This is a genomic window from Pseudarthrobacter arbutini, from assembly GCF_054510915.1.
Map to the genome: position 1 here is coordinate 160,152 of NZ_JBTNDQ010000002.1, position 20,925 is coordinate 181,076.

Annotated in this window: 15 protein-coding genes; 6 read left to right on the plus strand and 9 right to left on the minus strand. The window is 65.3% G+C overall.

The features are described from left to right. Window positions 1-112 precede the first annotated feature (112 nt). The gene (locus ACX80V_RS02820) at window positions 113-898 is read right to left on the minus strand and encodes a trans-aconitate 2-methyltransferase (protein WP_485841851.1); all 786 of its coding nucleotides are present in this window, start codon (window positions 896-898) and stop codon (window positions 113-115) included. 97 nt (window positions 899-995) lie between these two features. On the opposite strand from ACX80V_RS02820, the gene ACX80V_RS02825 reads away from it, so the two are divergent. From ACX80V_RS02825 to ACX80V_RS02840, 4 genes are all read left to right on the plus strand, one after another. After that, entirely contained in the window at window positions 996-3,542 is a 2,547-nt protein-coding gene (locus ACX80V_RS02825) for a DEAD/DEAH box helicase (protein WP_485841852.1), read from the plus strand. 11 nt (window positions 3,543-3,553) lie between these two features. After that, window positions 3,554-4,921 (plus strand): CoA transferase, encoded by a 1,368-nt coding sequence (locus ACX80V_RS02830; RefSeq protein ID WP_485841853.1) that lies wholly within the window; start codon window positions 3,554-3,556, stop codon window positions 4,919-4,921. A 45-nt stretch (window positions 4,922-4,966) separates the two neighbouring features. Further along, window positions 4,967-5,467: a GNAT family N-acetyltransferase gene (locus ACX80V_RS02835; RefSeq protein WP_485841854.1), complete on the plus strand. Its 501-nt coding sequence runs from the start codon at window positions 4,967-4,969 to the stop codon at window positions 5,465-5,467. A gap of 79 nt (window positions 5,468-5,546) precedes the next feature. After that, window positions 5,547-6,836, plus strand: coding sequence for an alpha/beta fold hydrolase (locus ACX80V_RS02840; RefSeq protein WP_485842050.1), 1,290 nt, complete (start codon window positions 5,547-5,549; stop codon window positions 6,834-6,836). Here the strand turns inward: ACX80V_RS02840 and ACX80V_RS02845 are convergent. The 4 genes from ACX80V_RS02845 to coaE all read right to left on the minus strand — a co-directional run bounded on the left by ACX80V_RS02845 (window position 6,822) and on the right by coaE (window position 13,017). Then, entirely contained in the window at window positions 6,822-8,243 is a 1,422-nt protein-coding gene (locus ACX80V_RS02845; protein WP_485841855.1) for an MFS transporter, read from the minus strand. The two genes, ACX80V_RS02840 and ACX80V_RS02845, sit on opposite strands and share 15 nt — an antisense overlap. 121 nt (window positions 8,244-8,364) lie before the next feature. Continuing rightward, on the minus strand, window positions 8,365-9,393 hold the full coding sequence (locus tag ACX80V_RS02850) for a TerC family protein (protein ID WP_248760718.1): 1,029 nt from the start codon (window positions 9,391-9,393) through the stop codon (window positions 8,365-8,367). A gap of 229 nt (window positions 9,394-9,622) precedes the next feature. Continuing rightward, window positions 9,623-11,722: an excinuclease ABC subunit UvrB gene (gene uvrB / locus ACX80V_RS02855; RefSeq protein WP_056339720.1), complete on the minus strand. Its 2,100-nt coding sequence runs from the start codon at window positions 11,720-11,722 to the stop codon at window positions 9,623-9,625. Between the two features lie 80 nt (window positions 11,723-11,802). Then, the gene (gene coaE / locus ACX80V_RS02860; protein WP_485841856.1) at window positions 11,803-13,017 is read right to left on the minus strand and encodes a dephospho-CoA kinase; all 1,215 of its coding nucleotides are present in this window, start codon (window positions 13,015-13,017) and stop codon (window positions 11,803-11,805) included. 22 nt (window positions 13,018-13,039) lie between these two features. Here coaE and ACX80V_RS02865 point away from each other — a divergent pair, with 22 nt between their 5' ends. Both ACX80V_RS02865 and ACX80V_RS02870 read left to right on the plus strand, forming a co-directional pair. Beyond that, window positions 13,040-13,756, plus strand: coding sequence for an IMPACT family protein (locus tag ACX80V_RS02865; RefSeq protein ID WP_485841857.1), 717 nt, complete (start codon window positions 13,040-13,042; stop codon window positions 13,754-13,756). Further along, window positions 13,740-14,264 carry a GNAT family N-acetyltransferase gene (locus tag ACX80V_RS02870; RefSeq protein ID WP_485841858.1) on the plus strand — a complete coding sequence of 175 codons (525 nt, stop codon included), beginning with the start codon at window positions 13,740-13,742 and terminating at the stop codon, window positions 14,262-14,264. The genes ACX80V_RS02865 and ACX80V_RS02870 overlap by 17 nt, the downstream gene beginning before the upstream one ends. Window positions 14,265-14,403: 139 nt before the next feature. On the opposite strand, the gene rpsA is transcribed toward ACX80V_RS02870, so the two are convergent. The 4 genes from rpsA to polA form a co-directional block, all read right to left on the minus strand. Beyond that, window positions 14,404-15,882 (minus strand): 30S ribosomal protein S1, encoded by a 1,479-nt coding sequence (gene rpsA / locus ACX80V_RS02875; protein WP_056339708.1) that lies wholly within the window; start codon window positions 15,880-15,882, stop codon window positions 14,404-14,406. Window positions 15,883-16,116: 234 nt separating this feature from the next. Continuing rightward, window positions 16,117-17,406 (minus strand): GNAT family N-acetyltransferase, encoded by a 1,290-nt coding sequence (locus ACX80V_RS02880; protein WP_485842051.1) that lies wholly within the window; start codon window positions 17,404-17,406, stop codon window positions 16,117-16,119. 78 nt (window positions 17,407-17,484) lie between these two features. Further along, window positions 17,485-18,096 (minus strand): GyrI-like domain-containing protein, encoded by a 612-nt coding sequence (locus ACX80V_RS02885; RefSeq protein ID WP_485841859.1) that lies wholly within the window; start codon window positions 18,094-18,096, stop codon window positions 17,485-17,487. A gap of 42 nt (window positions 18,097-18,138) precedes the next feature. Further along, window positions 18,139-20,781 (minus strand): DNA polymerase I, encoded by a 2,643-nt coding sequence (gene polA / locus ACX80V_RS02890; RefSeq protein ID WP_485842052.1) that lies wholly within the window; start codon window positions 20,779-20,781, stop codon window positions 18,139-18,141. Window positions 20,782-20,925 lie beyond the last annotated feature (144 nt).

Genomic DNA, 20,925 nt, shown 5'->3' on the forward strand with positions numbered 1-20,925 from the left:
AGGGTCCGGCCATTTGCCATCCCCAGAAGCCGCTGTCGTCATTGTAACCAGCATCACATTCTCTTCTCAGTCATAAGGCATTACCGACCAGAGAACCTCAAACGAATGGAGTTTATGCGCCTGGCTGCTTTTGCGCCACGGCAAAGATCCGCCGGAACGGAAACACCGTGCCATGTGCCGTTGCCGGGTATGCGGCCCGCAGGGCTGCAGCATACTCCGCTTCAAAGGCTTGCCCGTCCTCGGCCGAAAGGGCCGCCGCGACCGGGCGCAACGCCGTGCCCCGCACCCAGTCCAGCACCGGATCCGTCCCAGTGAGGACCTGCTCGTAGGTGGTTTCCCAGGCGTCTGCCGTGCAGGCCGCGTCCAGCATGATGCCGAGGTAGTCCGCGGGCTCCCCCACGGACTCTCCACCACGAAGTACGCCGTCGAGCCGGGGCGACCAGCGTGCCGAACCTGCGAGTTCCCGCATCAGGGCATGGGACGGGGCATTGAAGTTCCCCGGCACTTGCATGGCGAACCAGGCGCCGGGCTTGAGCGCCGCCAGCCAGCCCGCCAGCATCTCCTGATGCCCCGGCACCCACTGAAGCGCGGCATTGGTGACCACCACGTCCGTTTCAGCCGGGGGCGTCCAGGCTGCGATATCCGCCAGCCCGAAGCTGAGGCCCGCATGCTTGCCCGCCTGCGCGGCGGCCTTGTCCAGCATCTCCCTGGACGAATCGAGCCCCACCACTTGCGCTTCCGGCCATCTCCGGGCAAGGGTGGCCGTGAGGTTTCCCGGACCACATCCCAGGTCCACAACGTGCTGGGGCCGGTCGGCCTGGATCCGCCCCGTCAGGTCGAAAAACGGCCGGTCACGGTAATCGCCGAACTGGACGTACTTTACGGGGTCCCACTTCACAGTTACCTCCATCGCCGGGTGCTGTCTGGCAGTACCGCGAGCCTAACCCGGGCCCGCCCGGATATCCGGCACCGGCTGGGCACTAAGCTGGAAATCAATGAAACTCGTTGACCAGCTGCCTGTCCTGTCCGCCTCAGACCCCTCCGGCGCAGGCATCGACCCGGACGCCCTGTACACCCAATTCCTTGAGTGGACCGAAAGCCGGGGCCTGGAACTGTACGCTGCCCAGGACGAGGCCATCATGGAGTTCGCCACCGGAGCCAACGTCATCCTCGCCACCCCGACGGGCTCCGGCAAATCGCTGGTGGCCATCGCGGCGCACTTCCAGGCCATGGCGCGGGGCCAGCGCAGTTACTACACCGCCCCCATTAAAGCGCTGGTCTCGGAGAAGTTTTTTGCCCTGTGCGACATCTTCGGTGCAGAAAACGTCGGCATGATCACGGGTGACTCCGGCGTCAACCAGAACGCACCGATCATCTGCTGCACGGCAGAAATTCTCGCGAACATCGCCCTCCGCGAAGGGGCCGACGCCGAACTCGGTGCGGTCATCATGGACGAATTCCATTTCTACTCCGACCCCCAGCGTGGTTGGGCCTGGCAGGTCCCGCTGCTGGAGCTCCCCCAGGCCCAGTTCCTTCTGATGTCCGCAACCCTGGGTGATGTCAGCCGGTTCGAGGCCGGCATCACCGAACTTACGGGCCACCCCACCACCACCGTCAGTTCAGCCGAGCGCCCCATTCCGCTGCATTACTACTACCACCAGACGCCGGTCCACGAAACACTCGAGGAACTCCTCTCCACGCGCCAGGTGCCCGCCTATGTGGTGCACTTCAGCCAGATCGAGGCCATTGACCGGGCCCAGACACTGATGAGCATCAACGTGTGCACCCGCGAGGAGAAGGACAAAATCGCGGAGCTGATAGCGAGTTTCCGTTTCGCCGCAGGCTTCGGCAAGACGCTCAACCGGCTGGTCCGGCACGGTATCGGGGTCCATCACGCCGGCATGCTGCCGAAGTACCGCAGGCTCGTGGAGCAGCTCGCCCAGGCGGGCCTGCTCAAGGTGATCTGCGGTACGGACACACTGGGCGTGGGGATCAACGTGCCCATCCGCACCGTGTTGCTCACCGCACTGAGCAAGTACGACGGCGTCCGCACCCGCCCGCTTAACTCCCGGGAGTTCCACCAGATTGCCGGAAGGGCCGGCCGCGCCGGGTATGACACCGCGGGGACAGTGGTGGTCCAGGCACCCGAGCACGTCATCGAAAACGTGAAGGCGATGGCCAAGGCCACCGCCAAATTTGGTGACGACCAGAAGAAGCTCCGCCAGGTGGTCAAAAAGAAGCCGCCGGAGGGCTTCGTCTCTTGGGGGGAACCCACCTTCAAGCGCCTCGTGGAATCCGTGCCCGATCCTTTGACGTCCAGCTTCAGCGTGACGCATTCGATGCTGATGAACCTGATGGAACGGCCCGGCGACCCGTTCACAGCGGCCCGCCGGCTGCTGACCGAAAACCATGAGACACGGTCATCACAGCTGCGGCTGATGAAAAAAGCCCTGGGAATCTATCGTGAGCTCCTCGCCGCTGAGGTGGTGGAGCGCATCCCGGCAGAAGAGCAGGGCCATGACGGCAGGACCGTACGGCTCACCGTCCATCTGCAGGCCAACTTTGCCCTGAACCAGCCACTCTCGCCGTTTGCGCTGGCGGCGCTGGAGCTCCTTGACCCGGATTCGCCGTCGTACGCCCTGGACGTGGTGTCCGTGATAGAGGCGACCCTCGAAAAGCCCCGCCAGATCCTCTCCGCGCAGCAGAAGAAGGCCCGTGGGGAAGCGATTGCCGCGATGAAGGCTGACGGCATCGAGTACGACCAGCGCATGGCCATGCTGGAGGAAGTCACCTATCCGCAGCCGCTCGCCGAACTCCTGGGCGAAGCCTTCGAGGTCTACCGCAAGGCCGCGCCATGGGTGGGCGACTTTGAACTGGCGCCCAAGTCCGTGGTCCGCGACATGTACGAGCGGGCCATGAACTTCGGCGAATTTGTCCAGTTCTACGGGCTGGCCCGCTCAGAGGGCATTGTGCTGCGCTACCTCGCGGACTGCTTCAAGGCGCTGCGCCAGACCGTACCGCAGGACATGCTTCGGGAAGACCTTGAAGACCTCATCGCCTGGCTTGGCGAGCTGGTGCGGCAGGTGGACTCCAGCCTCCTGGACGAATGGGAGGAGCTGACGTCCGGCGCGATGCCCACCCCGCACGACGCTCCCCCTCCCCCGCCGCCGTCGCTGACGTCCAACGTCCGTGCCTTCCGCGTGATGGTCCGCAACGAGATGTTCCGCCGCGTGGAACTGTTCGCGGACGAAAACGCCGCAGCCCTGGGCGAGCTCGACGGCGGCGCGGGCTGGGATGCCAACCGCTGGGAAGACGTCCTGGACGACTACTTCGACGAACACAACGACATTGGCACCGGCCCGGATGCGCGCGGTCCCGGACTGCTCATGATCACCGAAGAGCCAGGCCTTTGGAAGGTCCGGCAGATTTTCGACGATCCGGCGAGCAACCATGACTGGGGCATCTCCGCGGAAGTGGACCTGGCGGCCTCCGATGAAACCGGTACGGCAGTGGTCCGTGTCACCGACGTCAACCGGCTCTAGGCTCTGACCGAATGGACGACTCTGTCCCCGACCTGACCGGCAGCCTTCGGGTTGTGGATGCCCTGAAGGCCCAGCCCGTGGCACTTTCCAACGGTCCACGGCAGTGGTGGAAGGGCCCGCTGGACGTCGAGGGACTGGCTTTGGGGGCGGTCCAGGCAGCAGCGACGTCGCTGAACGCGCTTGTTGGCGTTCCGGGCAGGTACTCCCTGGCATCCGGAGCCACCGCGGCGGCGTTCGATTCGCTGGGACACCTGCGGATTGCGGGCGAGAAACCCGAAGGGTTCGCTCCGATGTCCGGCTTTCGGCGCACGTCGGACGGCTGGATCCGCCTCCACGCCAACTACCCCCACCACGCAGCCCGGCTGACGTCGGCCCTCTCCGTGAGCACACCACAGGACGTGGAACACGCCCTGTTAGGAATGACGTCCGTGGCCGCCGAGGAAGCCATCACGGCAAACAACGGCGTCGCTGCTGCCGTGCGCACACGGGACGAGTGGATCGCGACCCCCATGTATGGGACGGCCAGCTCCGGTCCATGGATCAGAATCTCCCGTCCGCCACCGTCAGCCAGTGAAAGTCCGCAGCTCTGGGTTCCAGCGGCAATTCCGCGCCACCCCTTGGCCGGGCTCAAGGTGCTGGACCTGACGCGCGTCATTGCGGGGCCTATTGCCACACGCCTCCTGGGCGCCCTGGGCGCGGACGTTCTGCGCATCGACCCGCCCCAGCTTCCGGAGTTGAGCGATGTGTTCATTGACACGGGCTTTGACAAGCGCAGCGCCGAGGCGGACCTCCGGGATCCTGCCGCCATGGAAGCGGTCAGGCTTCTCATTGAGTCTGCCGACGTGGTGGTCACGGGTTACCGCGACGGCGGGCTGGACCCTTTCGGGCTGGCGCCCGAAGCGCTGTTGCTTGCCCGGCCCGACCTCGTCATAGTCACTCTGAGTGCCTGGGGCAGCGGCGGCCCTTGGAACCGACGGCGCGGTTTTGACAGCCTGGTACAGGCCGCTTGCGGCATTGCCGAACGGTATGGCCGCACGACTGATGACGGGTGGCAGCCGGGGGCGCTTCCAGTGCAGGCATTGGATCATGCCACCGGTTATGGCCTGGCGGCGGCAGCACTTGCCTTGCTGGCCGAACGGCTCCGAAGCGGACGTGGCGGCGCTGCCCGGCTTTCCCTGGCCAGCACCGCTGAAGAACTGTTCCGGCTGCCCGCAGTGGCCGGTCACGGCGGTTCCCTGCCTGACCCCGACCTCCGCGTGATGGACAGCCCCTACGGCCGCCTGCGATATGTTGGGCCGCCCATCATGGCGGACGGCGTGCCGCTGGAGTACAGCAAGGGACCCGTCCGCTACGGAACATCGCAGCTTCGCTGGCAATAGGGAGCCTGGCAGTAGGGATCACGGCCCCGCTAGTAAACTCGGACCATGAGTGTTATCCGCCCCGCCACCCGGCAAGACGTCCCCGCCATACTGCAGATGATCCACGAACTGGCCATTTACGAGAAGGAACCGGACGCGGTCCGCAACACACCGGAAATGCTGGCTGAGGTCCTGTTCGGCGAGAACCCACGCGTGTTTGCCACGATGGCTGAAAACAGCGCAGGCGAGGCCCGGGGTTTTGCGCTCTGGTTCCTGAACTACTCCACCTGGGAAGGCGTCCACGGCATCTACCTGGAAGACCTCTACGTCAGCCCGCACGCCCGCGGCGAGGGCCACGGCAAGGCGCTCCTGCAGCACCTGGCCGCCACCGCCGTCGAGAGGGGCTACGCCCGGGTTGAGTGGAGCGTCCTGGACTGGAACGAACCGTCCATCAACTTCTACCGCAGCCTCGGCGCCCGCCCCCTGGATGGCTGGTCCACGTTCCGGCTGACCGGCGACGCGCTGGAGAGCTTTGGCACCAGAACGGCAGCGTCCATCCGTGGCTGAGCAGGACGCTTCCTCTCAAACGACGCAAACGCGGACCCCTGTCCCGCATTTTGTGAAGGCCCGGCACGAATTCCGTGGCATGCGCACCGCCGAGCACTACTTCACCGTTCCCTTGGACCACTTCGCTCCAGGGAGCCGCGACGACGCCGAGACCATCACCGTCTTCGCCCGTGAGTACGTCTCGTCGGCCCACACCCAGGCTGAAGCCGAAGAGCTTCCCTGGCTGGTGTTCCTCCAGGGCGGGCCTGGCGGCCGCGGCAACCGGCTGGCTTCGCTGGGCGGCTGGAGCAAGGCGGCTGCCCGGGACTTCCGGATCCTGATGCTGGACCAGCGCGGCACCGGGCTGTCGACCCCCGTTGACCGGAACACGCTGGCCGCGCGCGGAACGGCCGAAGCACAGGCTGCGTACCTCGAGCATTTCCGTGCGGATTCCATCGTGGCCGACGCGGAGCTCATCCGCGCGGCGCTCGGCTCCGGCCCCTGGAGCATCTACGGCCAAAGCTACGGCGGATTCTGCGCGCTGACGTACCTGTCCTTTGCCCCGGACGGGCTGAAGGACGCCCTCATCACGGGCGGACTTGCGCCGCTCGCCGGCCATGCCGACGACGTCTACCGCGCCACGTTCGCGCGCGTTGCAGCCCGCAACACTGAGTACTTCAGCTGGTATCCGGAGGACCGCCGGACAGTGAACGCGATCGCATCGCACCTTCGGCAGACCGAGGAGTTCCTTCCCGACGGCGGCCGGCTCACGGTAGAACGGTTCCAGATGGTGGGCTCCTTCCTGGGCGGAAATACGCGGGTGGACGGCCTGCACTACCTGCTGGAAGACGCCTTCACCGAGACACCACAGGGGAACAGGCTCTCCGATGCCTTCCTGGAGCAGGTCCAGGGCATCGTGTCCCGCCTGGCGAACCCGCTCTATGCCCTGCTGCATGAGTCCATCTACGGGCAGGGACAGGCGACCGACTGGGCTGCCTGGCGTGTGCTGCAGGAAAATCCGGCATTCCACCCGTATGCGGAGGCGCTGCTGCTGACCGGCGAGATGGTGTACCCGTGGTATTTCGAACAGGATCCCGCCTTGGTGCCGCTGCGGCAGGTGGCCCATCTGCTGGCCGCCAAAACGGACTGGAAGCCGCTGTATGACCCCAGACAGTTGGCCGCGAACAGCGTGCCGGTTGCCGCCGCGGTTTACCAGGACGACATTTACGTGGACCGCAGCCTGTCAATGGAGACGGCGGCTGCTGTGCGCGGACTCCGGGTATGGGAGACGGCCGACTTCCACCATGACGGCATAGCGGACGACGGCGAGGCTATTTTCGGGCGGCTGCTGGGTATGGTGCGCTCGGTTGCCGGCTCAGCCGGCAGCTGAGCCGGCCGCCGGGCTGCGGCGGCGCGCCACCAGGGCAACGACGGCGGCGGTCAGGACAGCAGCCCCCACCAGTCCGCCTGCCATGTTGAGCCCCAGGTAGCCGGCCCAGCTGAGGATCAGTCCGGAAGTGGCCCCGCCCACCGCACCTGCGGCGCCCATCAGCATGTCCGACACCCCCTGGACCAGCACGCGGGACTCCTGGGGGACGCTCTCCGCCAGCAGCGTGGACCCGGAAATGGTGGCCGCAGACCAGCCCATGCCCAGCAGCACAAGTCCCACGGCCACCGCGACGGTGGACGTCTGGCCAAATCCTGCGACGGCGACGGCAGCGATCAGCGTGGCGAAGCCGATCATGATGGTCTCGGTCCTGCCTGCCTTGTCCGTCAGCCAGCCCATGACCGGCGACAACGCGAACATGCCTGCGATATGCAGGGAGATGGTGAAGCCGATGATCACCAGGACATCGCCGGAGGCGGCGTGGCCGGCATGGGAAGCACCAGGCCCGGCCACGAGTTCCTGCAAATGCAGCGGGGTCATGGACATCACGCCCACCATCACGGCATGCGCTCCGACGACGGCGGCAAGCGCCAGCCAGGAAGCCCTGGACTGGCGGATTGCCCGCAGCCCGCGGACGAGCGATCCCCCGACTGCGTTGCGCGCGGTGGCGCCTTGCTGATCTGCCATACGTGGTGGCGTGCCCTGCATCTTCCCGCCAGCTGGCTGGGCGTCGAGATCCAGCATGGCGGGTTCCTGAGCGGCAAGATCCCGGGCGGCGATTTCCCGCGCGAGCAGGAGCGGGTCCGGCCTGAGACCAGCGAAAAGCAGCACAATGGCCACCAGGAGTCCGGCTGCGGAGATCACGAACGGTCCGGCGACGGGCGGCAGGCCGAGGGCCAGGCCCACCACCGTGCCGGGCTGGATCAGGTTGGGTCCGGCCACGGCGCCGACCGTCACAGCCCACACCACTGCGGAAAGCGCCCTGCCGCGGTGTTCAGCGTCCGCAAGGTCGACGGCGGCGAAGCGTGCCTGCAGGCTGGCCGCGGTACCCACCCCGATGCCCACCGCCCCCAGCACCAGCAGGACGAACAAGCCGGACACCACCGACAGCACTATCAGAACTGTGCCGGCCAGGGCGGCGGAAAGCCCCGTGACCTGCCCGGCCCGACGGCCCCGCCGGTCCGCCAGCGTAGCAAGGGGCAGTGCTGTCAGCGCGGCCCCCAATGTCATAACCGTGGCCACGGCGCCCGCCCACACGCTGGAACCGGAAAGTTCCACGGCCAGGATGGAACCAATCGAAACCGTGGCTCCGGTGCCGATGCCACCGAAAACCTGGGCCGCGCTCAGCAGCACCACGGTGCGCCGTTGCACCTGGCGCACTCCTCTTTCCGTGATCAGGGTGCGGGCCATGATCCGAGCATAGTCCTGGGCGGCCAGGTCCTACAGGGGCCAGATTAAGCCACTGATCCCGGCCGCAGTGCGGACGGGATCAGTGGAAATGAAGTGTGCGTCAACGAAACGCGGAGACAGCCTACTCGGCTTCGCTGAGGCTCTTCTTGGCGTCTTCCTCGAGGCGGGGGTCCAGGTGGGCCGTCTTTGCCTTGGAGCTCAGGAGGCTGGCAATCACGGCAACGATGATGGTGCCCACGATGACGGCCAGGGAAACGAATGTCGGAATCTCCGGGGCCCACTCGATGTGGTTGCCGCCGTTGATGAACGGCAGTTCGTTCACGTGCATGGCGTGGAGCACCAGCTTCACACCGATGAACGCCAGGATGAAGGACAGCGCGTGCTTCAGGTAGATCAGGCGGTTCATCAGGCCACCCAGCAGGAAGTACAGCTGGCGCAGGCCCATCAGGGCGAACAGGTTGGCGGTGAAGACGATGAATGGGCTCTGGGTCAGGCCGAAGATCGCCGGAATCGAGTCGACGGCGAAAAGGAGGTCGGTCAGGCCGATGGTGATGAACACGATCAGCATGGGGGTGAAGACCTTCTTGCCGTCCACTGTGGTGCGCAGCTTGCCGCCGTCGAACTTCTCCGACATGGGGATGACCTTGCGGATCCGGGCGATGAGCGGGTTTTCCTTGTCCTCTTCGTCCTCGCCTTCGTCCTGGGCCTGCTTCCAGGCGGTCCAGAGCAGGAACGCGCCAAAGATGTAGAACACCCAGCTGAACTGCTCGATCACGATGGCGCCGAGGAGGATGAAGATGCCGCGCAGGATCAGGGCGATGATGATGCCCACCATCAGGACTTCCTGCTGATACTTACGGGGCACGGAGAAGCGGGCCATGATGATGATGAAGACAAACAGGTTGTCGATGCTGAGGCTGTATTCAGTGACCCAGCCGGCCACAAACTGGCCGCCGAATTCGGCGCCGGTAAAGAAGAACATGGCCCCGGCGAACAACAGGGCCAGGGAGACGTAGAACGCAACCCACAGGCCGGCTTCCTTCATGGAAGGCTCGTGGGGGCGTCGGACGACCAGCAGAAGGTCAATGAGGAGGATCAGGCCAAGGACGACAAGTGAGCCGACCTCGAACCACACGGGTAATTCGGGCACAGGTTAGCCTTTCGCAGGGTACAGAGAAATGGTGTAAGTCTCTCCGGCCAGCCTGTGCACTTGGTGCTGAAATGGCGGCCCGCTACGCCCGGCCAGGCAACTGTGCCTGGCGTGTTGACGATCGTAGCGCTCGGGATACTCCCCTACGTGACGTTAACTGTACAGTAGGCGTCCCGACATGCGGAAACATGCCCCGACTTGCCACGTCCCTTCGGCCCCCGGGGGTGGACTAGGCGTGGCCGGCCGCCTGCATCTGGCGGAGCTCCTTCTTAAGGTCACTGACCTCGTCCCGGATCCGCGCGGCCACCTCGAACTGGAGTTCGGCGGCAGCACCGTGCATCTGTTCGGTCAGTTGTTCGATGAGGCCCACGAGGTCTTCGGCCGGTGCCGCGGCGAGGCCGTCCTTGCGGAGCTGTGCTGCGCCCTTTGCCGCAGACTTGCCACGTTTGGCGCCCTTGGCCAGCCGGTTGTTGTTGAGCAGCTCCTGGGTGTCCGCGTCTTCCTTGGCCAGCTGGTCGGTAATGTCGGCGATCTTCTTCCGCAGCGGCTGCGGATCGATGCCCCGTTCCGTGTTGTAGGCAACCTGGATGGCGCGGCGCCGGTTGGTCTCGTCGATAGCCTTGGCCATGGAGTCGGTGATGCGGTCCGCGTACATGTGGACCTCGCCGGACACGTTGCGGGCAGCACGGCCGATGGTCTGGATCAGCGAAGTCGCCGAGCGCAGGAAGCCTTCCTTGTCCGCGTCCAGGATGCTCACGAGGGAGACCTCGGGCAGGTCCAGGCCTTCGCGGAGCAGGTTGATGCCCACCAGGACGTCGAAGACACCCATCCGGAGTTCCCGCAGCAGTTCAACGCGTCGGAGGGTGTCCACGTCCGAGTGCAGGTATTCGACCTTGATGCCGTGGCCCAGCAGGTAGTCGGTGAGGTCCTCCGCCATCCGCTTGGTCAGGGTGGTGACCAGGACGCGTTCGTTCTTTGCCGTGCGGGTCTTGATCTCGCCGAGGAGGTCATCGATCTGGCCCTTGGTGGGCTTGACCACCACCTCGGGGTCGATCAGTCCGGTGGGCCGGATGATCTGCTGCACAAAGCCGTCAGCCTTGCCGAGTTCGTACTTGCCGGGAGTGGCCGACAGGTAGACCGTCTGGCCCACGCGTTGGAGGAATTCGTCCCATTTCAGCGGTCGGTTGTCCATGGCCGACGGCAGGCGGAAGCCGAAGTCCACGAGGTTCCGCTTGCGGGACATGTCGCCCTCGTACATGGCGCCGATCTGCGGCACGGTGACATGGGATTCGTCGATCACCAGCAGGAAGTCGTCCGGGAAGTAGTCGATGAGGCAGTGCGGAGCGGTCCCGCGGGCACGGCCGTCGATGTGCGACGAGTAGTTTTCGATGCCGTTGCAGAAGCCCATCTGCTGCATCATTTCGAGGTCGTATGTGGTGCGCATCCGGAGCCGCTGGGCTTCCACCAGCTTGTTCTGGCCTTCCAGGACGGCCAGGCGTTCGGCGAGTTCGTCCTCGATCCGCTTGATGGCCCGGGCCATCCGCTCGGGCCCGGCCACATAGTGCGAGGCGGGGAAGACGTACATTTCCTCTTCGTCCCGGATCAGTTCGCCAGTCAGCGGATGGAGAGTGTGGATGTTCTCAATCTCGTCTCCGAAGAATTCGATGCGGATGGCGAGTTCCTCGTACATCGGGATGATTTCCACGGTGTCGCCGCGGACCCGGAATGTGCCGCGGTGGAAGTCCATGTCGTTGCGCGCGTACTGCATGGAGACGAATTTCCGGAGCAGGTCGTCGCGGTTCATCTGCGCCCCTTTGCGGAGCGTGACCATGCCGGCAATGTACTCTTCCGGCGTGCCCAGGCCGTAGATGCAGGACACCGTGGCCACCACAATAACGTCCCGGCGGGTCAGCAGCGCATTGGTGGCGGAGTGGCGGAGCCGTTCCACTTCCTCGTTGATGGACGAGTCCTTCTCAATGAAGGTGTCCGTCTGCGCTACGTAGGCCTCAGGTTGGTAGTAGTCGTAGTACGAAACGAAGTACTCCACCGCGTTGTTGGGCAGGAGTTCACGGAATTCGTTGGCGAGCTGGGCGGCCAGGGTCTTGTTCTGCACCATGACCAACGTGGGCCGCTGGACCTGTTCGATGAGCCAGGCCGTGGTGGCGCTCTTGCCGGTACCGGTGGCGCCCAGCAGGACAACGTCCTTTTCGCCGTTCCTGATCCGCTCCGTGAGTTCGGTGATGGCCGCAGGCTGGTCGCCGGCCGGCTGGAACTCGCTGATGACTTCAAACGGAGCGACGACGCGGTTGATCTCCTGGGCAAGGCTCATGCATCTAATCTACAACCGGGGACCGACAGTGAAAGCCGGATCAGTTACCGGCGAACAGCACCCGAAACGGGCGAACAGGATCAGGACGCGTACGACGGCGGCACCCACCCCGTGCCAGCGGCCCAACCGTCCATACGCGGCCAGGCGACGTCCGTGAACCACGGCTCCTTCGCCTCCGCATAGGCGTGGGTACCTTTACTCCCGGCAAACTGTTCGGACAACGCGCGTTTATGGTCTTCATACAAGGCGGCGGCTTGCGGGTCGTTCCTGAGCCAGTCGCGGAAGAGCAGCGCGTAGCGCCAGCCGGACGATCCGGCCGCCCGTACGTGCACGTTGGCGGGGCGGCCGGGGTCCGCGTTGGCGTGGAAGCGTTTTTGCCACTGCGCCGGGTCCGGATCCGTCGGTTTCGGAGTGTCGAAGCCAACCCCCGGCACGGCCGGGAAGCCAGCAGCGGCCAGCAGCGGTGCGATCCGGTCCGCGGCGTTGAGATCGGACACCGTGACCTGGAGGTCGATTACGTCCTTGGCGGCCAGGCCAGGCACGGCTGTGGAGCCGATATGGTCCACAGCCAGGATGTCGTCCGGTGCTGCGGCCTGGATTCGGGCGCCAAGCCGTGCAGCCTGGACCGCCCAATCCTGCTGCGGCACCGACAAGACTGCCATGCCTGCCCTGACAGCCCTGACGCTGCGCCGGAGATTGCGCGCGAACGGCACCAGTCGTTCGGCCCAGAGCCGGTCCACCTGCGCCGTCACGTCCGCCAGCGATCCGGAGTTGTCCAGCACGACGTCGGCAGCGGCCAGCCGCGCCTCGCGCGAGGCCTGGGCAGCCATGCGTGACCGGGCGTCCTCGGCCGTCATGCCGCGGTGTTCGAGCATCCGGGCGATCCTGACGTCATCGGGCGCGTCCACCACAAGGACAAGATGGAAGCCGCTCCCCTGGCCCGTCTCCACCAGCAGTGGAATGTCCTGGACCACAATGGCGCCGGCCGGGGCTGCGGCGATGATGCCGGCCGCTGCCTGCCGGACCAGCGGGTGCACAATGCCGTTCAGCACGGCCAGTTGCGAAGGATTGCCGAACACCACGGAACCCAGACTGGCCCGATCCAGCCGGCCGTCGCCGTCGAGCATTTCCGCTCCAAACGCTTCCACCACGCTGGCCAGCCCGGGCGTTCCCGGCTCCACCACGTCCCGGGCCAGCGCGTCCGCGTCCACCAGCACCGCGCCGAGCCCGGCAAGGCGTGTGGCGACCACTGACTTCCCTGAGGCGATGCCGCCCGTCAAACCGATCTTCAGCATCCCACCACCCTAGACTGAAGACGTGGCACAAACAGCGGATACACAGAGCACGGACGCCGCAGACAGCAGGGCCACCGCCTACACCACGCTCGCGTTGGGGCCGGAGTTCCGGCACGAGATCGAGATCAAACGCTCCAGGTTCATTACCGTGCTGCGCCGCACCGAGAATGAGGACACCGCACGGGACCTGGTGGCCGCCCTGCGCCGCGAGTTCCACGATGCCCGCCACCACTGCTCGGCGTTCGTCCTGGGGCCGGACCGGGACATCCAGCGCTCCAATGACGACGGCGAGCCCTCCGGCACGGCCGGCATCCCCATGCTGGAGGCCATCATCAAGAGGGAAACAACACCGGGGGTGACGGACATCAGCGACGTCAGCGCCGTCGTCGTCCGCTACTTCGGCGGCATCCTGCTGGGGGCGGGTGGGCTGGTGCGTGCGTATTCCGAGTCGGTTTCCGCGGCCCTGGAACGGGCCCCGCTGGTTCGCCGCAGCCGGCTGCGGATCTGTTCGGCGTCGGTGCCGCACGCCGCCGCGGGACGGCTGGAGAACGATCTTCGCGCGGCCGGGTTTGTGATGGCGGAAACCACCTACGGAGCGCAGGACACGGTCCTTCGCCTGGCCGTGCCTGACGATGCCGCGGAAGTTTCTGCCGCCACCGATCGCGTGTTGTCGCTCACCGCCGGGAGAACCGTGCTGACGGCGGCCGGAACGGAGTGGCTCGATGTCCCGCTCCCCTGAGGTCCGTCTGGCAGACGTCGACGACCCCATGCTGGAGCGGCTGCTGGAGCTGGCACAGCTGGATGCGTCCGCGGATGACGTCACGCCGCCGCTGGGCAACCGGACGGGCTGGAATGTCGAACGCATCGACTGGTTCCTCGCTTACCACCGGTCTGCAGCCGCGGGACTGGAGGGACCGGCCGCGGAAAAGAGCTGGGCAGTGCTCTGCGACGGCAGCCCGGCCGGCGCGATCAGGCTCAAGCTGACGGACGCGGAAACGGCGCAACACGAAACAGCTGAGACGGGCATCTGGCTGGGCCGGAGCTACCGCGGCCACGGTGTCGGCGGCGCCGCGTTGCGGCTGGTACTCGCGGAAGCCCTCCGCGCCGGACTGCACCAGGTCGTGGCCAAAACCACGGCAGCCAACATCGGCGCGCAGCGGCTCCTCACCGCCGCTGGCGCGGTCCTGACGCACGACGACGGCGGCGCGGTCTGTGCCGTCGTCGTACTCTCAACTGACTCGCTGTAGACGCACTGAAACACGCGCTTGGGAGCGTTAAGTGCTGGTCAGATGGCCGGCCAACCACGGATGGCGCATTAAGCACAGCGGGCCCCTGCTTTCGCAGGGGCCCGCTGTGTTGGCCCGGGAAGCCCCGGGCCGGTGGCAATTAGTTGCCGGTCAGCTTCTCGCGCAGAGCAGCAAGAGCCTCGTCGGATGCAAGCGTGCCTGCACCGGCGTTGGACTCAGCAGCAGGCTCCGAGGAGTAGCTGGTGGTGCCGGAATCGCTGTCACCGGACGTTGCAGCTGCAGCGTCGTCGGCAGCGTGCTGGGCAACCTGCTTCTTGTGTGCTTCCCAGCGGGTCTGGGCGTCAGCGTACTGCTGCTCCCAAACGGCGCGCTGGTTCTCGTAGCCTTCAAGCCACTCGTTGGACTCCGGGTCGAAGCCCTCCGGGTACTTGTAGTTGCCCTCTTCGTCGTACTCAGCGGACATGCCGTAGAGAGCCGGATCGAATTCGGTGGACTCGGCGTCAACGCCCTCGTTAGCCTGCTTGAGGGAGAGCGAGATGCGGCGGCGCTCGAGGTCGATGTCGATGACCTTGACGAACAGCTCGTCACCAACGGAGACAACCTGCTCGGCCAGCTCCACGTGGCGGACTGCCAGTTCGGAGATGTGCACGAGGCCTTCGATGCCGTCTTCGACGCGTACGAACGCACCGAACGGAACGAGCTTGGTGACCTTACCCGGAACAACCTGCCCGAGGGCGTGGGTGCGGGCGAAGGTCTGCCACGGATCTTCCTGCGTAGCCTTGAGCGACAGGGAAACACGCTCGCGGTCCAGGTCGACTTCGAGAACCTCGACGGTGACTTCCTGGCCAACTTCGACAACCTCGGACGGGTGGTCGATGTGCTTCCAGGACAGCTCGGAAACGTGAACGAGGCCGTCTACGCCGCCCAGGTCCACGAATGCACCGAAGTTGACGATGGAGGAAACGACGCCGGGACGAACCTGGCCCTTTTCCAGCTTGTTGAGGAACGTGGAGCGAACCTCGGACTGGGTCTGCTCGAGCCAGGCACGGCGGGACAGCACAACGTTGTTGCGGTTCTTGTCCAGCTCGATGATTTTGGCTTCGATCTTCTGACCGATGTACGGAGCGAGGTCGCGCACACGGCGCATCTCGACGAGGGATGCGGGCAGGAAGCCGCGCAGACCGATGTCGAGGATAAGACCACCCTTGACAACCTCGATGACGGTACCGGTGACAACACCGTCTTCTTCCTTGACCTTCTCGATGTCGCCCCAGGCGCGCTCGTACTGAGCCCGCTTCTTGGAGAGGATCAGGCGGCCTTCTTTGTCTTCCTTGGTGAGCACCAGGGCTTCGACGAGATCGCCAACGGAGACAACGTCTCCGGGATCAACGTCGTGCTTGATGGACAGCTCGCGGGAGGGGATGACACCTTCGGTCTTGTAACCGATGTCGAGCAGAACTTCATCGCGGTCGACCTTGACGACGGTACCTTCGACGAGGTCTCCGTCGTTGAAGTACTTGATGGTGGCGTCGACTGCTGCGAGGAAGTCCTCAGCGGTACCGATGTCGTTAATGGCGACTACGGGGGTACCGGGCTTCTCGGTGGAGGTGATGGTCATGTAGTAGGGGCTCCGTTGTGGATAGTTAGTCGGTCAGGCAAACCGCCGCGCCCGCGTTATGGAACGCAGGCGCAGGTCTTCGGGCGATCGCAGGGATCTTCCGGGTCTTCCTGATTTGTGGATTCTAGAAACGCGCACGTAGTACGCGCCCACTTATTCTAGTCGCAGCGGCCAACGAGGGTCAAAGCGCATGGCAATGACCGGCCTGGCTGAGCGTGCCTGCAATGCCGGGGCTCAGAAGTGCGTGAGGCAGTGCGTGGCGCGTTCCACCGCGAACATCCCGCGTGCCCGGAGCGCCGCGCCTTGGGTGTGTTCACGGATCCGGCCCGCCGCCGTCAGGGTCACAGGGCTGACGGCGCCGAGGTAGATGGATGACAGTGCGGAGACATCCAGCGTCAGGTCCGGATCCTGCACAGCTTCCAGACGCACGACGGCGGCCTCGCCGCCACTGACGTCCACGGCAAACGTTCCCGCCGTGAGGCCAAGCGGGTCCTGCACCTCGAGCACCAGCCTTCCGTCCACCGGGTAATGCCGGGCTTCCAGCGCCTGGGCCACGTCCAGGATGCGGAGCCAGAGCATGTCCCGGCTGTCTGAGGAATCGATGCAGCGGGGATCGGCCAGTGCCCAGGTGAGCGGGTCATCCAGCGGTGCTTCCTCCCACGTGACGCGTTCCACCAGGTCGATGGCGGCCAGGAACTGCCAGAGCTCCAGGTACGCCTCGTTCGTGGCCGCCACGAGGTCCACTACCTGCATGGTGTAGGGCTCGGTGTCCCAGCCAAGGAATTTGTAGGAGACGTAGCCGTCCACGGCGCCGTCGGGTCCGTAGTGCAGTGCCGCCTTGACGGCAGGATCTTCCTTGCCCTCGCGGCCCAAGGACCCTGAAGCCAGCTGGCGGTACCAGTCCTGGCGGCCGATCGATCCCGGCGTCAGGCGGTGCACGCGGTCGAAGACGACCGGCGCCAGGTCCAGCAGCACGCGCGGGTCCGCGACGTCCACGGTACCGACGGCGTGGTGGTTGAGCCGGAACCGGGCGGTGGTGTCCACTTTCACGGTCCGTTCGAAGCTGGCCACACCGTAGCCAAAGCGCCCATAGATGGAGCCTTCTGACGCTGTCAGGGCGGCCATTGCCAGGCCATCTTCCTTCGCCATACCCAGGTCCTCGGACATCATCCGGCGCAGCAGGCCGCGCCGCCGATGCGAGGTCCGGACCGTTACTGCGGTGACCAGTTGGGTTTCCAGCAGCCTGCCGAAGCCGATGTTGAGTGTTTTGCGCAGGGTGCCGAAGGTTGCCACCGGTACGTCCACAGGGAGCGACCCAGGCGCAACTTCCCGCGTCTGGTAGGCGCCGGTGAAGATCCGCCGGTCAGCTGCGTAGGTCTCCAAGGATTTGGCAACATGCTCCGGCGTCCGCGTGGATTCGTGGAAGCCAAAGGCGACCGCCTTCACCCATGATTCGGCGTCGGGATAACCAGCCTCGCCCTGGGATGCCGCTGGGAAGCGCCGGATTTCATAGTCATCACTCAGTTCAGCCACAACGCCGAGCCTAACCAATGAATCCGGGGCCTGGCCAGCAGCAACACGCCCGCACCGGCAGGAAATGGCTCAGGGCCGCCGCACAGGTTGGCGGAGGATGGTTTTGAGCTTCTCCGGTGCCACCCGGCGGGCGTCACTGAGGTAGATCTCGTGGTGCAGGCCGGCAAAGCCGAAGCCGTTGGCCGGCATGTATTCATGGTGCAGGCGGCGCAGCGTGGGGGCCTCGTCGTCGTAGCTGCCGATGTGCAGGATCTGCACCGAGAGGCCTTCATGGAGGGTCTCAAGGCGGAGCAGGTCCAGCCCCGGAACGTTCTTCGCCGCCGCCTTCGCGATACCGTCCTGCACCTCGGCGGCGCCGATCCAGCCTGGCTGATGGATCATCATGGTCCACTTCCAGCTGTCCTTCTCGCCCCGGGTGAAGGCGTCCGGATCGTCTGCTGTCCACAGGCCCTCCAGCGGCCCGACGACGTAGTCCCGGCCCGCGTGCTTGCTGGCGAACTTGACGGCATAGGACACCGAATACAGGGCCTCGAGGGCGGTGGCGTAGGCGGGGGCCTTCCCCGGATTACCTTGCCCGTCCAGCATCAGGTAGCTCAGCGGAGGGACTGTGACCAGCTCGAAGTCCCGGGCACGGGGCGCGTACAGATCCTTGAACTGTTTCTTGACGTCGTACTTGTCCATCGCGCCCCGCCCTTCCGTTCCCAGCGGCCCGCTCCCAGCAGCCTAGTGGCCGGCGTCGTACCAGCTGGGGCCCACACCGATCTGGACATCCAGCGGGACGCTGAGGTCCGCGGCCGAGCCCATCTGCTCGGTGACGAGCTTCTCCACCGCAACACGTTCGCCGGCGGCGACTTCAAGCACCAGTTCGTCATGGACCTGCAGGAGCATGCGGGACTTCAGGCCCTGGGCCGCCAGTTCAGCGTGCACGCCCAGCATGGCGCGTTTGATGATGTCTGCGGCCGATCCCTGGATGGGTGAGTTCAGCGCGATGCGCTCCGCGTTTTCGCGCAGCTGCCGGTCCGTGCTGGTGAGGTCCGGCAGGTAGCGGCGACGCCCCTCGATGGTGGCCGTGTAGCCGTCCACCCGGGCCTGATCCACCACGCCGCGGAGGTAGTCCCGGACGGCGCCGAACCGGTCGAAGTAGTCCTTCATCAGGGTGCGGGCCTCGTCCACGGAAATTTCCAGCTGCTTGGACAGGCCAAACGAGGTCAGGCCATAGGCGAGGCCGTAGGACATGGCCTTGACCTTGGAGCGCATGGCACTGGTGACTTCTTCGGTGGGCACATGGAAGATGTTCGAGCCCACAAACCGGTGGAGGTCTTCGCCGTCCTGGTAGGCCTGGATCAGGCCTGCGTCGCCCGAAAGGTGCGCCATGATCCGCATTTCGATCTGTGAGTAGTCCGCGGACAGCAGGCATTCGTAGCCGTCGCTGACCACAAAGATGCCGCGGACGCGACGGCCTTCCTCACTGCGGATGGGGATGTTCTGCAGGTTGGGATTGTTGGAGGAGATCCGGCCCGTCGCCGCCACGTTCTGCGCGTAGGTGGTGTGGATCCGGCCGTCTTCGGTCACGGATTTCTTGAGCGACTCCAGCATCTGGCGCAGCTTGGAGGACTCCCGGTGCGCCATCAGCTGGACCAGGAATTCGTGCCCGGTCTTTTCCAGCAGGTTCTTCAGCGACGCGGCATCGGTGGTGTAGCCGGACTTGATCTTCTTCGTTTTCGGCAATTCGAGTTCGTCAAAGAGCACGGTCTGCAGCTGCTTGGGCGATCCGAGATTAACCTCGTGGCCGATCGCGGCGAAAGCAAGTTCCTGCGCGTTGTCGATCACCTTGGCCAGATCGGCGATCTGCTCGTCCATGCGCGGCAGGTCGATGGCGATGCCCGCGGTTTCCATGTCGGCCAGCACGCGGCTGACGGGCAGTTCCAGGGTGGTCAGCAGGTCCCCCGCCTTGCGTTCGGTGAGTTCTGATGCGAAGTGCCGGCTCAGGGCCTGGACCACGGCCGCCACCTGGACCAGCGCGCCGGCAGCGGCGGCGTCGTCGCCGTCGAACGCCAGCTCCAGCTGGCCCGCCTTGGAGGTCTCGGACGGAACACTGACGTTGAGGTGGTGCTGGGCCAACTCGGCGAGTTCATAGGTGCGGCGGTCCGGCTGGATGAGGTATCCGGAAATTGAGGTGTCATCCACCACACCTTCCAGTCCCAGGCCACGGCTGGACAGGGCCTTCAACGCAGCCTTGTAGCCGTGCATGACCTTTGACGAGCTTTCATCGCGCAGCCAGTCCGCCAGGACGTTTTCGGCTGCGGCGTCCTGCGTGGCGAGGTCGATATAGACGGCGGCATCGTCACGGACGATGGCCAGTGCGGCGGCGTCCTCGCCGATCCGCCCGGGCACCAGGTCGACGGCGACTGCGGACGTCTTGCCAGCGCCGGCCGCCAGGAAGGCACCCAGCTCGGCTGCCCCTGCGGGAGTCACGAAGTCCGGCGCGGCGATGGTTTCGCGCTCCGCAGATTCCACCTCTTCACTGCCGTACAGGGCAAAGAGCCGGGTACGGATGGTCTTGAATTCAAGTTCGTCGAACAAAGCCTCCAGCGCGGCTTCGTCCGGCCGCGGTTCCGCGAGATCATCCAAGGTGAGCGGAAGTTCGAGATCCGTGTGGAGCCTGTTCAGGCGTCGGTTGCGTTTGACGTCCTCCACGTTTTCCCGGAGGGCATCGCCCACTTTGCCTCCGATCGCATCCAGGTGCTCGAGGACCCCCTCAAGTCCGCCGTAAAGGTTGATCCACTTGGCCGCGGTTTTCGGGCCGACGCCCGGAACGCCCGGAAGGTTGTCCGCGGTCTCCCCCACCAGCGCGGCAAGGTCCGAATACTGGGCGGGCGTCACAAAATACTTCTCCTGGATGGCTGCCGCGTCCATCCGGGGAATGTCGCTGACGCCCTTCCGCGGGTACAGCACAAAAACGTTGTCCGTGATCAGCTGGAAGGCGTCACGGTCGCCCGAGACGAGCAGCACCTCGAAGCCGGCCTTTTCCCCCATGGCGGCGAGGGTGGCCAGGATGTCATCGGCCTCATAACCGGGCAGTTTGATGGTTTTGATGCCCCAGGCGCCCATGACCTTGTCGATGAGGTCGATCTGGCCGCTCATCTCACGGGGTGTTTCGTTGCGTCCCCCCTTGTACTCGCTGTACTCGGCTTTGCGGTGCGTGGTGTCATCCGAGACGTCGAAGGCGACACAAATGTGGGTGGGCTTCTGTTCCTTGATCAGGTTGATGAGCATGGACGTGAAGCCGTGGATGGCGTTGGTGTGCTGTCCGTTGGCGGTGGAGAACTTGTCCGCCGGCAAGGCGAAGAACGCGCGGAAAGCCATCGAGTGGCCGTCCAGCACCAGGAGCCGCGGCTGTCCGGTGATGGGAACCACGGGGGCTTCCGTGGCGGAAACCTGGCCTCCGGCCGGCAGTACGTTGATGTCCTGCAGGGCAGCATCAGCGTCAAGCACTGCGGTCTCGGACGG